Source organism: Chitinophaga caseinilytica, assembly GCF_038396765.1.
Taxonomy (GTDB): Bacteria; Bacteroidota; Bacteroidia; order Chitinophagales; family Chitinophagaceae; genus Chitinophaga; species Chitinophaga caseinilytica.
The window spans coordinates 5,648,560-5,663,811 of the sequence record NZ_CP150096.1 but is presented as its reverse complement, the minus strand read 5'-3'; the positions used below and the strand labels follow the sequence as shown (position 1 = coordinate 5,663,811).

Here is a 15,252-nt window from a genome sequence, read left to right as displayed (position 1 = left end):
AGCATGCCAAAATTACGTTCCATCATAACGATCGTCGCCGCAGGATGCGCCCTTACTTCCTGCAACAAATTCCTCGACGTAAAACCCAAAGGGAAGCTGATACCTTCCGAGGTGGCTGATTTCGACAAGTTGCTCGACAATACCGGCACGGCGCAGTACATTTTCCTCGACAACAACGGCGGCAGCATGATCGGGTATCTGAACGATAACCTCGAACTGTCTGAAGGGATCGCCAAAGTGGCGTACAAGGCCAATAACCATCCCAATATCGACCGTTTTTACGCGTATACGTTCCGCAAGCCGTACCGCAATCCCAATACCTCGGATTATTTCTGGGACTGGGGCACCTATCGTGCGGCGGCGTATTACAACAATATCATCGACGGTATCGGTGGATTGAAGTCCATCAGCAACGAAGACCTGCCATTTGCCCGCGCCGTGCTGGCGCAGGCGCGCGCGGGAAGAGGGTTCCAGTATTTCCTGCATAACCTCGTGTATGGCCCGGTTTATAAACCCGGAACGGCCAACAACACCCGCACGATCCCGTATCTCACGAATGCCGACCTCAATGCGCCGATGGTAGATTTGTCGACGCAGGAAGAGGTGTTCAAGCTCGCCGCCAAAGACCTGCATGCCGCGCTCCCCGATGCGCCGGCCGCCACCAACTGGCCCACGCGTGCCAACAAAACCGCCGTGCAGGCCATGCTCGCGTACTATCACCTGTTCACCCGCCGGTACGACAGCGTGGCGCATTACGCCAATCTCGCATGGACGGGCGCCACGGCCAATGGCGGGCCAGACCGGGTGATCTACGATTACAATGGTTTCAGCTGGACGAACCCCGGCAACATCCTCAGCAGTACCATCAAAGCGCAGGATAACTTCCTGGATGCCAACAATAACCGGGAAATTCTGCTGTACCGGTCGGAAGACAGGGGAGCGGGGCGCTCTTCGTCCAGCTACCCGTCTGCCGAGTTTACCGGGCTTTTCGATGCCCAGGCGGACTTGCGGTATACTTACTACTTTCTTACCGCTCCCGGGTACAAAACATCGTATAATGGTGTAAATTACGATGACGGCCAGCGGGTACAGTTTTACCGCGGGTCGAAGACACAGTTGACGTCGGGTTTCACTTATCCGGAAGTATTGTTGATGCGGGCGGAAGCTTATGCGCGGACGGGCAAGCTGGCCGAAGCCGTTGCCGATCTGAACCTGCTCCGTAAATATCGTTTTAAGACGGGAACGCCGCCATTGGGCGTGGGCTCGCAGGACGATGTGATCGCCGAAGTACTGAAGGAGCGCCGCAGGGAGTTGCCCGCCAGTGGGATCAAACGGTTCCTGGACCTGAAGCGCCTCGTGCTCGACGCCGGAAAACCCTGGCAGAAAACGAAGATCGTCCACAAAGTTGGAACGGAAACCTTCGAAGCCGGCATCGATTCCGATTTTTTCATCATGAACATCGCCAATACCATTTTGCAGTATAATCCGCATTGGAACGTACCGCTGGACAACAGAACGTTTTGACAACTAAAACCGCACATTCAATATGAAACAAACCCTCACCCTCGCAGGTATGCTGCTGCCGCTGACGATGCTGGCACAGGATATCCCGTTCCAGATCAAGGGGCAGATCGAAACCCCCGCAGAAGCTTCACGGGCGTACCTTTATTACCGTAAAGGCGCCACCAACGTCACCGATTCGTCTGAGCTGACCAACGGGGCTTTCTCGTTCAAGGGCACCGTTCCCTCCGCCGTTCGCGGCACGCTCGTGGTACGCGCGATCCCCGTTCCGGGCAAAGCCGTAGCCATGAATTACGACATGATCAACCTGTACCTCGAAAAAGGGGACCTGTCCGTTAAAAGCGCCAAAGGCCTCGAAGAAGCTACCGTGAAAGGCGGCCCGCTCAACGCCGATTTCTCCCGCTATCAGCAGGCTACCAAATTTGCGAAAGACAAATACGAAGTGGTAAACAAGGAATGGAGCGCCGCAAGCCCTGAAGCCCGCAAAGGCGCGGATTTCCAGAAGGATATGAACGCCAAGTATGATGCCATCCGCAAAGAAGAGAAGGCTGCCCAGCTGGTGTTCATCAAAGCAAATACGAAATCGCCCATCGCCGTCGACGTATTGCAGCAGTTCGCCGGCTCCCTGCCCGATAACGTAGACGAGATCGAAGGGTATTTCAAATCCCTCGCCCCCGCGATCCAGTCTTCCGATAACGGTAAAAACTTCGCCAAATCGATCGATGGCTGGAAAAAGACAGCCGTTGGCGCACAGGCGCCCGAATTCACCCAGAACGATACCGAAGGCAAGCCGGTGAAACTGGCCGACTTCCGCGGCAAATACACCCTGATCGATTTCTGGGCCTCCTGGTGCGGCCCCTGCCGCGCCGAGAACCCCCACGTGGTAGCGGCGTACGAAAAGTATAAAGACAAGAACTTTACCGTGCTCGGCGTTTCGCTCGACCAGCCCAACGCCAAAGACAAATGGCTGAAAGCGATCGCCGACGACAAGCTGACCTGGACGCAAGTGAGCGACCTCAAGTTCTGGGACAATGAAGTGGCGCGCCTCTACGGCATCCGCGGCATCCCGCAGAACTTCCTGGTAGACCCGCAAGGCAAAATCATCGCGAAGAACCTTCGCGGCGAGGCGCTGGAGAAAAAACTGGCGGAAGTCCTGAACTAGGTATAACGGTAAGTGATATACGAAAAAGCCCGTCCTGGTAAAACCGGACGGGCTTTTTCTATGTAATCTGAAATGTGGTCAGGGTGCGTCGGCAGGCTTGATCTCGTACACGATCGAGCTGCATTTGTTCACATGCCGCCAGGCTTTCCAGTAGGAGCGGAAGCCTTTCCACGCGCCGGCGATCAAGCCGTCTTTCCCCGTTTTGTATTTCTGGCTGAGCAGGCTCACGTAAAACGCGTCGAATACCATGGGGTACTTTTGCCGGATGGAGAACCCGTGGCGCTGCATGAGCACGTCCATGGAAACGGGGGAGAAGTGGTACAGGTGGCGGGGCACATCGTATGCCGCCCAAAACTCGCCATAGAGGCGGGCATCGGTGCTGGTGTAGTTGGGGACGGCGATGAGTAGGGCGCCTCCGGGCTTCAGGAGTTTCCGGATCCGCTCCAGGTAACCCTGGAGGTCGTGCACATGCTCAAGCACATGCCACATCGTGATGCAATCGAACTGTTCTTCGGGCAGTTCAAACAATTCGTGTACCGGGCGCGTATCGAGGCCGTAGTTTTTCTGGGCGGTCTCCCGCGCGCCGGCGTCCGGTTCCAGGCCGGTAACGTTCCAGCCCAGCAGTTGCATATGGTGCAGGAACGCACCGCTGCCGCTGCCGATATCGAGCAGGTTGCCGGATTTCACGCCGGCCGCCGTTTTCACCCAGTTCTGCTTGGAGCGCATGGTGATCTTGCGGACGCTGTGGTACATCTTGTTGATAAGCCCTTCACGGGTATCCGAATGCGAAATATATTCGGCCGATTGGTAATACGCGCCGATGGCTTCGATAGGAGGAATGTGCTGGGTGAAACGGGCCGTGCAGGCGGCGCATTCCCAGATATCGAATTTTTCCTGAGATACGGTATAGTCTTTTGCCGTCAGCTTGTAGCTGATGCGGTCCGATTGGCAAACCGGGCATTGCTGGTAGTCGATCCGATTCATGTGGTTAGAAAACTGGCTGCAAGATAACAAAATTAAATCCCCTTGTATTCCCCCCAGACGTTCCGGAGCGTATCGGCGATTTCGCCGAGGGTACAGTAATGTTCCACGGCTTCCACAACGAGCGGCATGAGGTTCTCGGTCGTTTTTGCCCGCTCCGAAATGGCCGCCAGTAAGGATTTCACCTTTTCGTTGTTGCGGCGGGCGCGGAGGGAGGCCAGCTTTTCGGACTGGAGCTTGCGGATGCTGTCGTCGATCCGGAATACCTCGGTATCTGAGGCTTCTTCCACGACGAATTTGTTCACACCGACGATGATTTTTTCGTTATTCTCGATTTCCTGCTGGTATTGATAAGCGCTTCTGGCGATCTCGTCCTGGATGAACCCCTGCTCGATGGCGCTCACGGAACCGCCCATGGCGTCGATCTTATGGACAAGTTCCCAGGCGCGTTCCTCCACTTCCTTCGTCAACGCCTCCACGTAATACGAACCGGCCAGCGGGTCTACCGTGTCGGCGATGCCGCTTTCGTAACCGATGATCTGCTGCGTGCGCAAAGCGATGCGGGCGGCAGATTCTGTGGGGAGGGAAATGGCTTCGTCGTACCCGTTGGTGTGCAGCGATTGCGTGCCGCCGAGCGTGGCAGCGAGGGTTTGAACGGCCACGCGCACGATGTTGTTGTGCGGTTGCTGCGCGGTGAGGGTGGAGCCGCCGGTCTGGGTATGGAAGCGCAGCATTTTCGCTTTGGGATCGGTGGCGCCGAGGTTTTGGGTGATATGCGCCCACATGTTGCGCGCCGCGCGGAACTTGGCGACTTCTTCGAACAAATGGTTATGCGCGTTGAAGAAAAAGCTGAGGCGCTTGGCGAACACGTTGATGTCGAGCCCCTTTTCCAGCGCGGCTTTCAGATATGCCTTGCCGTTGGAAAGTGTGAAAGCCAGCTCCTGCACGGCGTTGGCGCCCGCTTCGCGGATATGGTAGCCGCTGATGGAAATGGTATTCCATTTCGGCACTTCCCGGCTGCAATAATCGAAAATATCGGTGATCAGCCGCATGGATGGCTGCGGCGGATAGATGAAAGTGCCGCGGGCAGCGTATTCCTTGAGGATATCGTTTTGAATGGTACCGGAAATCTTCGACAGGTCGGCCCCCTGTTTCTTCGCCAGGGCGATGTAGAACGCCAGGAGGATGAACGCCGTGGCGTTGATGGTCATGGAGGTGGAGACTTTCTCCAGCTCGATGCCGGCGAAAAGCGTTTCCATATCTTCCAGCGAATCGATGGCTACGCCTACTTTTCCTACTTCGCCTTCCGCCATGGCGTGGTCGGAATCGTAGCCGATCTGCGTGGGGAGGTCGAACGCGACGCTGAGCCCCATTACGCCCTGGCTGAGCAGGAAATGATATCTTTTATTGGATTCCTCGGCTGTGCTGAAACCCGCGTACTGGCGCATGGTCCAGAGTTTATCGCGGTACATGGTGGCGTGGATGCCCCGGGTGAAGGGGAAGCGGCCCGGCAGCTCGTCCATCGGTACCGGCGTGGCATATAACGGCCGGATTTCGATTCCCGAATCGGTCTTGATTGGCTTTTCCATATTCACAATGTTAGGTTAAAAACGATAAATTGCGGGAAATTTTGTTGACTGGCCATGATTCCTTATTTGTTGTTGTTTTTCACCATTGGACTGGCGTTGCTGAGCATGCTGATGATGCGCCGTGGCACGCGGAGGCCTTTCCCCGACGCGCTTTACACCATCCTGTTTTCCCTTTCGCTGGCGGCGTTCGTTTACCTTTACGGCACCTGGGTGTACGGGAGCATTTATCTTAAATATATTTTCGGGGGATTATACGTGTGTGTGGCCGGATGGTCCCTCTTCCGCCGCAACCCCGTCAAGCCCGCCCGTTCGCCGTTTTTCCGGTTAACGATGTCCATAGTGCTGACCCTCGCCGTGATCCTGTATTTCACTGGTACCACCGGCACGCCGCGTACCGTGGAGCTCGATTTTCCCCTGCAGAAAGGCCGCTATTTCGTGTTGCAGGGCGGGAAGGGATTACCGTCGAACGTATTCCATTTCAGCCTTCGCGGGGCTATTTACGCGATGGACATCGTGCGGCTCAACAGCTGGGGGAACCGCGCCAGCAAAGTGTTTTCCAAAAAACTGGAAGATTACGCCATCTTCGGCGATACGGTCTATGCGCCCTGCTCCGGCCGCGTCATCCGCGCCAATGGCGACGATCCCGACAACATCCCGCCCAACATGAAGCGCGGCCCTAAAAACACGAATATGGTGCTCATAGACGCAGGCGGGTACTACGTTTTCATGGGGCACCTCCGGCAGGGCAGCGTACTGGTAAAGGAAGGGGACGAAGTAAAAACGGGCGAACCGCTGGGCTGCGTCGGCAATTCCGGCTTCAGTACGGAACCGCACCTCCACATCCAGGTGCACCGGAAAGAGGAAGGAAAGCCCTGGTACGCGTCCGAACCGCTGTATATCCACTTTAACGGGCACGGTTATCTGCTCAACGAAATGATCCGGAAAAAACATACCTGAAGCATAAAAAAACGGCCCCGCATCGCAGGGCCGTTTTTTTATGGAGAACATATCTTCCGTAACTATTTCATCAGTTTCCGCGCTTCCGAGTTGATGATCTCCGCAGCGATGTCTGAAGGCGATTCCGGCTGTTGCATGAACAGCTCGAGGATCTGCTTGTTCAGCTCGATGGAAGGCGCGTCTGGCGGCAGTTTCAGGGCCAGTTGGTTGATGATGGAAATGGTTTGTTCCTTCACGGTTTTAACCGCTTCCCAGGCCAGTGGCGCCACGTAAATCTGCTGCGACACGTTATGATCGAACTCCGACTTGATGTTCGAAACCAGGCCGATCTGCATGTCGAGCACCGTGAAACCCGGCTGGTTCACACGGCTGATAAGGTTCTGGGGGGCAATGCGCTCCACGAAAAGGATCATGCGCTCGTACGCCTGCAACTGCAACGGCAGCACGATGTCGGACGATTTCTCGCTCTTCGTTTCCGCTTTCTTGTCTTCCTTCCCCTCCTTATCCTGCTTTTCTCCCTTCTTCACAAGATCTTTAATGGTCCAAACCAGGAGCACCACCGCACCGGCGATGATCAAAATAAATAACAATTCCTTACTTGTCGGCATAATCGGGTGACGTTTAGAATTACAAATATAATAGGAATTTGTTATTTGTAAAGGATTCTTCCGTTAACATTCCGGCAAACTGATGGGAATATTGACCGCCAGCCCGCCGTCGGAGGTTTCCTTGTACTTGGAATTCATGTCCAGCGCCGTGTCCCACATGGTTTTCACCACCGCGTCGAGCGATACTTTCGCCAGTTCGGGGTTGCTTTGCAGGGCCAGCTGGCTGGCGGTAATGGCCTTGATGGCCCCCATGGTGTTCCGCTCGATGCAGGGCACCTGTACGAGCCCGCCGATGGGGTCGCAGGTAAGACCGAGATGGTGTTCCATGGCGATTTCCGCGGCCATCAGCACCTGCCGCTGCGATCCGCCGAGGCATTCCGTGAGCGCGGCAGCCGCCATGGCCGACGATACCCCGATTTCCGCCTGGCATCCGCCCATAGCGGCAGAAATGGTCGCCCGTTTCTTGAAGATGCTCCCGATCTCCGACGCGCACAGCAGGAATTGCAGGATGCGCTCTTCGTGCAGACCTTCGCAGAAGGTGATGTAATATTGCAGTACCGCAGGGATCACGCCCGCAGCGCCGTTGGTAGGTGCGGTCACCACCCGGCCGAAAGACGCGTTTTCCTCGTTCACCGCCAGGGCAAAACAACTCACCCAGTCGAGCGTATAGGAAAAATGCTGTCCGCCCGCGCGGATCGCCTCCACCCAGGAATGATAATCGTGGTACGTTCGCCCACCGAGCAGCCGGGTATTCAGCGCCGCCGCCCTGCGCCCCACTTTCAAGCCGCCGGGCAGTTCGCCGGTAGTATGGCAGCCGCGGTAAATGCAGTCGCGCATCACTTCCCAGATTTTCATCACGCCGGCTTTCGTTTCCGCCTCGCTGCGCCAGGCGTGCTCGTTTTCCATCACCAGTTCGGAAATGGAAAAACCGGTTTTGATGCACCATTGCAGCAATTGCCGCGCGGTATCGATGGGGAAAGGCAGATCTACGCTGCTGCCGCTTCCACCGCCGTTTTCCCCTTCTTTCACCACAAATCCGCCGCCGATCGAGTAATACGTGGCCGCCAGCTGTTCGCCGTTTTGCAGGGTGACGAGAAAGGTTAAGGCGTTGGGATGGAATGGGAGGGATTCTTCGTAAAGAAAGGCGATGTCGGTAACGGGATCGAAGTCGATAAACCGGTCTCCATGAAGGTGCAACTGCCGGTTGCGGCGGATGCCGTCGATCTTGGGATCGATCTGGTTCACGTCGAAAGTAACGGGATCGTCTCCGGAAAGCCCCAGCAGCACGGCGATGTCCGTACCGTGGCCATGCCCGGTTTTGGCGAGGGAGCCGTAGAGGAGCACCGACAATTTGCGGATGTCATCCAGTTTGCCCTGTGTCTTCATTTCGTCGAGGAAACGCATGGCGGCGCGCCAGGGGCCCAGTGTATGGGAGCTGGACGGGCCTACGCCGATCTTGAATATGTCAAATACGGAAATGCACTCGTGTGGCACAATATCAGGTTTAGCCTTCAAAGTTAAGGGTTTGATGGCACAAAAAGGAACGCGCCGCCAAAGCTGGCAGCGCGTGTTCCCGTATGGCGTTTCCGTTTTTTTGTTGTAAGCCTCAGTTCTTGTCCCACCACACTTTTCCGTACTGGCTGTCGCCCGCGGCGGCAAATTGCCGGGTGATGGCGGCGCGGTAGTTATCGCCGTTATTGAATGATTCGTCGGCCGGGTACGCCTGCCGCGAAGGCACATCTTTCCCTTCCACTTTCACCAGCGCCGGGAATCCCGTGCGCCGCCATTCGGCCCAGGCCTCGAAGCCGTGCATGAACAGGTGCACCCAGCGCTGGGTGGCGATCGACCGTAGGCCGTTCGCCGCGTCGTAGGCCACGCTCGGGTGTGCGATCACCGCCGCAGCGCCGTCTGTGCTGCCCGTCCATTGTAAAATCGACTGGGTGACCGCCTGGTCGTAATATTCTTTCGCCTTGGCGTCGTTCCCCGCGATCCATCCGCGTTTGGCGCCTTCCGCGAGTGCGAACAGCACCTGCGCATAGGTGACCAGGTAAACGGGGGCGTCCTGCTCGCGCACGGCCGTTCCCAGGAGCGACCATTTGGAGAGCGTAGCGCCGTCAAGGCTGCCGTAGGGCAATCCGACATACACACCCGCGTCGGCATTGGCCGTGGCGTAAATACCTAACCGCGGGTCATTGGGCGCTTTAAGGGTGTTGACGAGCAGCTCGGAGGGCGACCACCACTGCCGGCGCTGCCGCGTCCACTGGTCGTACCAAAAGCTTTCGTTATTGGCTTCGGGCAGGTTATGAAACACGAAATTATCGTCGTTTTCTTCCATGACGCCGGCTGCGAGGGCTTTCCCGAATTCATCGCGGGCCTTTTGCGGATTTACCTCAGACATGCGCAACGCCATGAGCAGGCGGATCGAATTGGACAGTTTTTTCCACCGGGCGATGTCACCTTCGTAGATGACGTCGTTCGTGATATCGCCCGCCACGAATTCTCCGGAAGCCTGTGTGAGCAGCGCCAGGAGCGCGGTGTAGATGGATTCCTGGCTGTCGTATTCCGGCGTGTTGTCGGTTTCTCCCTTGAGCGCCTGGCTGTAGGGTACGTCTCCCCAGCGGTCGGTGATATGCCAGAAATAATATGCTTTCAATACTTTGGCCACGGCGAGCTGGTTGGCCATGGGCCCGTCGTCGGGCAGCTGTTCCGGTTTGGTGAGCACGCGCTCCAGGTTCATGAGCGGATCGTGGTACAAGGTATAGAAGCTGGCAGACGGCTCGGTGTAGAGCGAGAGGTTCACATATTGCGTTTCCATGAGGAATTGCGCCAGGAACTCGCCCTGCGGCACTTCCTGCGTCAGCGGCAGCGCCAGCTGGGCATTGGCGATGAGCTGCGTGTTGGAGGCTTTGGACGGCAGGTTGGGGTTTACGTTGATGTCCCCGAATTTGTTGCAGCCGGCCAGCGCAAGGGCAGATAGAAGCAGTATTTGGATGTTTCGCATGACGGTCGGCATTAAAAGTTCACAATAAGGTTCATACCATAAGAGCGCACGGTGTTGGCCTGCCCGCTTTCGCGCCAGCTGATAGACGTGGCGCCGGTCGAAAGCTCCGACGGGTCGAGGCCTTTGGGGGCTTTCTGGTAGATCATCGCCGGGTTGCGGGCAATGAAGGCCAGGTTGATGCTTTGAACGGGCAGCCGTCCCAGGCGCAACTTGTCAAACGTATATCCGATCCGCACTTCGCGCAGCTTCACGTAGGTTGCGTCTTCCAGCCATTCTTCGTACACATGCGTGCCCATCACGTTCCGCCAGTATGCCCTGGCGTCCACGTAGGCTTCCACGGGTTGTTTGGTGGTAGCGGAAATACCGCTCACTTTTACCCCGCCGCCTTCAGATACCGGGTCGCGCACGTTTTTGCCCCTGTCGTTGATTTCGGCGGTGGCCGGAGCGATCCCGGTTTTGTGGGCCAGCATCCAGGTGCGGCTGAAAAACTGCCCGCCCTTCTGCCAGTCGATCATCGCGCCCACGTCAAACTTCCCGATCCTGAACGTATTCTGCCATCCGCCCGTCATGTCGGGCAATACGGAGCCGAAGTTGTGCGTGGCCGAGGTGTACAGCGGCATGTTGTTATCGCCGAGCAAAATCTTGCCCGTCGCGGAATCCCGCTGGTAAGCTTTCCCGATCAGACTGCCGAAAGGCTCGCCCACGTAGGAGTTCAGGTAGCTGTCCACCTGCGAGTACCGCGTATTGTCCAGCGGGAAAACGTTCTGTCCCGGCGCCAGTTCCACTACCATGTTCCGGTTGCGGTTCAGGTTGAAGACGGTTTGCCAGGTGAAGTTTTTGGTTACGACCGGCGTTGCGCTCAGCGCAATTTCGAAGCCCTTGTTCCGGATGAGCCCCGCGTTGATGATCGTGGTCGCAAACCCGCCGGTGCTGGAAAGGGGCAGGTTGATGATCTGGTTGACGTTTTTCTGGAGGTACCACGTGAAATCCAGGCCGATCCTGTTGTTGAGGAATTTCAGGTCAACGCCTGCTTCATACGAATGCGCGAACGACGGCTCGATTTTCGGGTTGATCAGCCGGTCGCGGACGTACAGGGTGTTCACCACCGATTTGTCGGGCAACGTGTAGATCGTTCCCACGCCGAAGTTGTTGCTGGTCTCGTACACGTTGAGATCGCTGCCGGCCTGCGCATAGCTGAGGCGCAGCTTGCCGTAGGAAAGCGGTTTCCATTTCAGGTCGTCGCTGAACACGTAGCTCGCGGAAACGGAAGGGTACCAGTAGGAATTGTTGTCCTGGATGAGGGTGGAAGAATTATCGTTGCGGAGCGTGGCTTCCAGGAAGTAACGGTTTTTATACCCGAAAGAAACGAGGCCGTACATGCTCCGGATCTTTTTCTCGCTGTAATAATTCTCGATCAACGGCCTGTCTTTGGACGCTTCGAGGTTGAACCAGTCCGGGCTCGTTAACCCGCCCACCGTTTCGCCGTACATATAGCTGTATTGGCGCCGGTAGCTGTTCGCGCCCACGTTGGCGTTCAGCGAAAAATCGTTCCAGTTCCTGGAATATTGCGCCAGGAATTCATAGTTCATTTCCGTGTTCTGGTATTTACCGATCGAGTAAAACGGATCGCCTATCCCCCCGAACCCGTGCCGCGTCTGTATGTTCTGCGTGAACATGTCGCCCCGCGCAAATCCGCTGAGCTTCAGGCCGGGAATGACCTCATACGTCAGCCCCACGTCGCCGAAGAAGCGGTCGCGGCCGTCGTTGGCAGGACTTTCATACGCCAGGAAATAAGGGTTGTTCCAGTTGGTGAGCGAGGGCTCGGGATTGGCGGCCGTTGGTACGGCGATGCTCCAACCCAGCATGCGCCCGTCGGGGTATTTGTATGCTTTCAGCCGGCGCATGTCCATGTTCCGCTGGAACCACTGTACCATAAACCTCGCGCCGTCTTCCGATCCCTGTTTCGGGCGCTGCGCCTGGTTGGTGGCGTAGTTCAGGTTGGTGGTCACGGTGAGGTTGGGCAACAGGTCGAGCGAGCCGCTGAACCCGAGGTTGTTCCGTTTCAGCCAGGTATTCGGCTCGATGCCGCCGATGCTGGTATTGTTGTAGCTGAGCCGGAAGGCGGTATTCTGATTGCCGCCGGTCACGCTCACGCCGTTGTTGAACGTATAGCCGGTTTCGTAGTAATCTTTCACATTGTCCGGATGGGCCACGAACGGCGTCAGTTTGCCGTAATCGGGGTCCATGGGGTAGTAGCTGAACACCTGGCGGGCGGGCGTTCCGTCCATCTTCGTTCCCCAGCTTTCATCCCAGTCCATTTGCACGACTTTTTCACCGGCCGCGTTCGTTTTCCAGGTCTGCGAATTGCCGGCGCCGTAGATGTTTTGCATGGGCATGAAGTTGCCGGCCTTTTCCAGGGAGAATGCGGAGTTGAGGGTCACGTTCACTTTCTTCGGCCCCTTGCTGCCTTTGCGGGTGGTGATCATGATCACGCCGTATTGACCGCGGATGCCGTACAACGCCGATGCCGCGGGGCCTTTGAGCACTTCCACGCTTTCCACGTCTTCAGGATTGATGTCTTGCGCCAGGTTCCCGTAATCGGCGCCGTCAAAAACGGCGAAGTTGGCGTTGGAGATCGGCGTACCGTCGATGACGATGAGCGGCTGGTCGGCGCCCGACAGCGAGTTGACGCCGCGGATCTTTATTTTCTGTGTGCCGCCCATGCTGGCGCCGGAGGCCCCGGTCACCTGCACCCCCGCGATCTTGCCCGCGAGCGATCCCAGCACGTTCTGTTCTTTGGTGAAAGTGAGGTTCTCGCCCTTCACGCCCTGGCGCGCGTAGCCGAGCGAGCGCTCGTCGCGCTTGATGCCCAGGGCCGTTACCACTACTTCAGACAGTTGGCTGTCGTTGGCTTCCATGGTAAAATCGGCGACGGTGAACCCGTCCGTTACGGAAACGGTGACGGTTTGCGCTTTATGCCCGATGGCGCTGGCGTTCAGCGTGTAAGTCCCGGCTTTGAGCCCGCCGATGCTGTACCGGCCTTCATCGTCGGCCACGGTGCCCTGCGAGGTGCCGGCGATCTGCACGGTGGCGAAGGGCAGGGGCCGCCCGTCTGGAGTGCGCACGATGCCGCGGATGCCGCCGTCGAAATCAGGAGCTTCCGCAGGAATGGCTTCGAAGGCGTTGCCGGGGGGGATTTTCTTGATAACGATGTGGTCGTTCATCTGTTCATACTGCAATCCCTTGGGCAGCAACAGGGCGTCGAGCAACTTGCCGACGGGAATGCCGGCCGCGCGGTACGTCACGTTGCCATAGCCTTCGAGGTCGCGGGTTTTGTAGGTGAACGAGCAGTCGGCCAAAGACCCGATCTCGCGCAGCGCCTGGCGGAGCGAAACGTTGTTCAGGTCTACGGAAACGACGACTTTCCGGATATCCTGCCCGGCGCCGTCGGCCGCGACGAGGATTCCGTTGAAAGTCAATAAGATGGCCAGGATGGATATTCTCATAATCAACCAGTTGAGACGAGACGGCCCGGGTTTTGGGGGCTGTCTTTTTTCCAAGCAGGGGTCGATGAAAATGCAGTTTTCTACATACAAATTCATAGCTTTGAATTGTTTAGTAATTACCGAATAGGGATTATTGAAAAGCAGGAGGAGCCGCAGCCGGGTCGCAATCGGAGCGGCTCTCCGCATTTCTGGCGCTAGCCTGACAATCGCTTGTAGCTTTTTGTCATCGTTTCAGATTTTGGTTAATGAATTAAATAGGTCCCATCTGCCAGTGTGAGCCGGCTATCCGTCAATTTGCACAGTATTTTCAAGGCCGCTTCCGCGCCAATGTCGCGCCGGAACTCGGTAGATACCGGCTCTTCCCCCAAATCCGGCCGTGCCAGCCGGATGCGCACGTCGTAGGTGCGTTCCAGGTCGCTGATGATATCGGCCAGCTTTTCTCCGTCGTACAGCATGTTGCCGTCTTTCCAGGGAGCGGCGTCTTTCGTGGCGATGTTGCGTGGCGCATCGTCATGGATGAATTCCGGCCGTACTTTCACGAGTTGCCCGCCGGTGAGCGTGGCCGATTTTTCTTTCCCGTACTGCACTTTTACCTTCCCGCTGCTCACGGCCACGATCACGTCTGCCTGGCCGGGATATGCGCGGATGTTGAAAGCCGTTCCGAGTACGGTGGTGGAGATATGACCGGTGTGGATGATGAAAGGCAGTTCGCCATCCTGTGCTACATCGAAATAGGCTTCTCCTGAAAGATAGACGGTGCGGGCCTTTCGCCCGAAGTCTTCCGCGTATCGCAAGGTGCTGGCGGTATTGAGCCAAACCTGGGTGCCATCGGGCAGGGTCAGCCGCCGCGTTTCCTTGCGGGCCGTTTGCTGACCGGTCATGGCCACAGGGCCCGTGTTGCCGGAACGTGGGTACAGCAGCCACGCGGCGGTGGTCACTGTTGCCACAAGTGCCGCTGCCACGGCCATTTTCACGAGCCGCAACTGCCGGCCGGCGGGGTGTACGAGGCGCCCGCGGCTGTTGACGTACGTTTCGGCGTGCGGCAGTTCTTCGTCGCTGTTCCAGGCCTGCCGGATCAGCTGGCGAACGGCCTCGTCGTGGTCTGCCTGTTGCAGCAGGGCGAAGAATTCTTCATATTCCTGCCGGGTACAGGCGTTGTCGCGATAACGTTTAAAAAGGTAATGTATCCGTTCTTCCATACGTAGAATGGGGTGTATATGGAAGGAAGACGGAGCAGCGGGGAAATGTTCCTATTGGAAATAAAAAAAGTCAGCAGCACAGACAGCGGCCCGGTGGTTTTGACGAGAAAGGCGCGGATGGCCTGGAGGGCGGAGGAAAGCTGGTTTTTGACGGTGTGGCGGGAGATTTTCAGTTCGTCGGCGATCTCGAGGTAGCTCATGCCTTCTTCGCGGTTGAGGCGGTAGATCAGCCGGCGTTGGGGCGGCAGTTGGTCGATGGCTTTGGAAACGAGGGCGTGGTATTCCCTGGCTTCGGTGATGGTAGCGGGGGAAGGGGGCTCCTGTGCGAGGGCGGTCCATATCCGCTCCCGTAACCGCTCGTCGGCCGCAGCTTTGCGGAGGAAGTCCATCAGCCTGTTTTCCATCACGCGGTACAGCCAGGCGTCCATGTTGCGGATGTCGGGCATTTGCTCGCGGTGTTCCCAGAGTTTGAGGAAAGTTTCCTGCACGAGGTCTTGCGCAAATTCGGCGGATTTCGTCATGCGCAGTGCCAGCGCGAAGAGGCGGGCCTCCTGGTCGCGGAAAACCTCCAGGAACCGGTGTTCCTGCATTACGGAAGGGGCCATATGAACGGGCGATCGTTGCATGCCGACGGGGAATAGTACCGGAAAAAAGCGTTAGATAGTGGTCTTTCTAAATGTACTACAAATTCTGCGGAATGAAAAATGCCCGCTCCGGTCGTAACCGGG

General features: G+C 57.1%; 11 protein-coding genes. 3 read left to right on the top strand and 8 right to left on the bottom strand.

What is annotated here, in order from left to right; all coding sequences use genetic code 11:
• Positions 1-3: 3 nt before the first annotated feature.
• Both WJU22_RS23445 and WJU22_RS23440 read left to right on the top strand, forming a co-directional pair.
• Complete coding sequence (locus tag WJU22_RS23445) at positions 4-1,524, top strand: RagB/SusD family nutrient uptake outer membrane protein (protein WP_341840600.1); 1,521 nt, start codon at positions 4-6, stop codon at positions 1,522-1,524.
• Between the two features lie 22 nt (positions 1,525-1,546).
• Positions 1,547-2,683: a TlpA disulfide reductase family protein gene (locus tag WJU22_RS23440; protein ID WP_341840599.1), complete on the top strand. Its 1,137-nt coding sequence runs from the start codon at positions 1,547-1,549 to the stop codon at positions 2,681-2,683.
• A gap of 78 nt (positions 2,684-2,761) precedes the next feature.
• On the opposite strand, the gene WJU22_RS23435 is transcribed toward WJU22_RS23440, so the two are convergent.
• Together WJU22_RS23435 and WJU22_RS23430 are read right to left on the bottom strand one after the other, a co-directional pair.
• The gene (locus tag WJU22_RS23435; RefSeq protein ID WP_341840598.1) at positions 2,762-3,667 is read right to left on the bottom strand and encodes a class I SAM-dependent methyltransferase; all 906 of its coding nucleotides are present in this window, start codon (positions 3,665-3,667) and stop codon (positions 2,762-2,764) included.
• A gap of 32 nt (positions 3,668-3,699) precedes the next feature.
• On the bottom strand, positions 3,700-5,253 hold the full coding sequence (locus WJU22_RS23430; protein WP_341840597.1) for an acyl-CoA mutase large subunit family protein: 1,554 nt from the start codon (positions 5,251-5,253) through the stop codon (positions 3,700-3,702).
• 54 nt (positions 5,254-5,307) lie between these two features.
• On the opposite strand from WJU22_RS23430, the gene WJU22_RS23425 reads away from it, so the two are divergent.
• Positions 5,308-6,210, top strand: coding sequence for a M23 family metallopeptidase (locus tag WJU22_RS23425; RefSeq protein ID WP_341840596.1), 903 nt, complete (start codon positions 5,308-5,310; stop codon positions 6,208-6,210).
• Positions 6,211-6,272: 62 nt separating this feature from the next.
• On the opposite strand, the gene WJU22_RS23420 is transcribed toward WJU22_RS23425, so the two are convergent.
• From WJU22_RS23420 to WJU22_RS23395, 6 genes are all read right to left on the bottom strand, one after another.
• A complete protein-coding gene (locus tag WJU22_RS23420; protein WP_341840595.1) occupies positions 6,273-6,818 on the bottom strand; it encodes a hypothetical protein in 546 nt (181 codons plus the stop codon).
• Positions 6,819-6,881: 63 nt separating this feature from the next.
• Entirely contained in the window at positions 6,882-8,312 is a 1,431-nt protein-coding gene (locus WJU22_RS23415; RefSeq protein WP_341840594.1) for an L-serine ammonia-lyase, read from the bottom strand.
• 112 nt (positions 8,313-8,424) lie between these two features.
• The gene (locus WJU22_RS23410) at positions 8,425-9,819 is read right to left on the bottom strand and encodes a SusD/RagB family nutrient-binding outer membrane lipoprotein (RefSeq protein WP_341840593.1); all 1,395 of its coding nucleotides are present in this window, start codon (positions 9,817-9,819) and stop codon (positions 8,425-8,427) included.
• 11 nt (positions 9,820-9,830) lie between these two features.
• The gene (locus WJU22_RS23405; protein WP_341840592.1) at positions 9,831-13,325 is read right to left on the bottom strand and encodes a SusC/RagA family TonB-linked outer membrane protein; all 3,495 of its coding nucleotides are present in this window, start codon (positions 13,323-13,325) and stop codon (positions 9,831-9,833) included.
• Positions 13,326-13,567: 242 nt separating this feature from the next.
• On the bottom strand, positions 13,568-14,206 hold the full coding sequence (locus WJU22_RS23400) for a FecR family protein (RefSeq protein ID WP_341843790.1): 639 nt from the start codon (positions 14,204-14,206) through the stop codon (positions 13,568-13,570).
• A 194-nt stretch (positions 14,207-14,400) separates the two neighbouring features.
• Complete coding sequence (locus WJU22_RS23395; RefSeq protein WP_341840591.1) at positions 14,401-15,150, bottom strand: RNA polymerase sigma-70 factor; 750 nt, start codon at positions 15,148-15,150, stop codon at positions 14,401-14,403.
• Positions 15,151-15,252 lie beyond the last annotated feature (102 nt).

Coding starts and splice junctions, on each gene's coding strand:
- WJU22_RS23420 (WP_341840595.1), bottom strand. CDS start 6,818: ATGCCGACAAGTAAGGAATTGTTATTTATTTTGATCATCGCCGGTGCG.
- WJU22_RS23435 (WP_341840598.1), bottom strand. CDS start 3,667: ATGAATCGGATCGACTACCAGCAATGCCCGGTTTGCCAATCGGACCGC.
- WJU22_RS23400 (WP_341843790.1), bottom strand. CDS start 14,206: ATGACCGGTCAGCAAACGGCCCGCAAGGAAACGCGGCGGCTGACCCTG.
- WJU22_RS23410 (WP_341840593.1), bottom strand. CDS start 9,819: ATGCGAAACATCCAAATACTGCTTCTATCTGCCCTTGCGCTGGCCGGC.
- WJU22_RS23445 (WP_341840600.1), top strand. CDS start 4: ATGCCAAAATTACGTTCCATCATAACGATCGTCGCCGCAGGATGCGCC.
- WJU22_RS23405 (WP_341840592.1), bottom strand. CDS start 13,325: ATGAGAATATCCATCCTGGCCATCTTATTGACTTTCAACGGAATCCTC.
- WJU22_RS23395 (WP_341840591.1), bottom strand. CDS start 15,150: ATGCAACGATCGCCCGTTCATATGGCCCCTTCCGTAATGCAGGAACAC.
- WJU22_RS23425 (WP_341840596.1), top strand. CDS start 5,308: ATGATTCCTTATTTGTTGTTGTTTTTCACCATTGGACTGGCGTTGCTG.
- WJU22_RS23430 (WP_341840597.1), bottom strand. CDS start 5,253: ATGGAAAAGCCAATCAAGACCGATTCGGGAATCGAAATCCGGCCGTTA.
- WJU22_RS23440 (WP_341840599.1), top strand. CDS start 1,547: ATGAAACAAACCCTCACCCTCGCAGGTATGCTGCTGCCGCTGACGATG.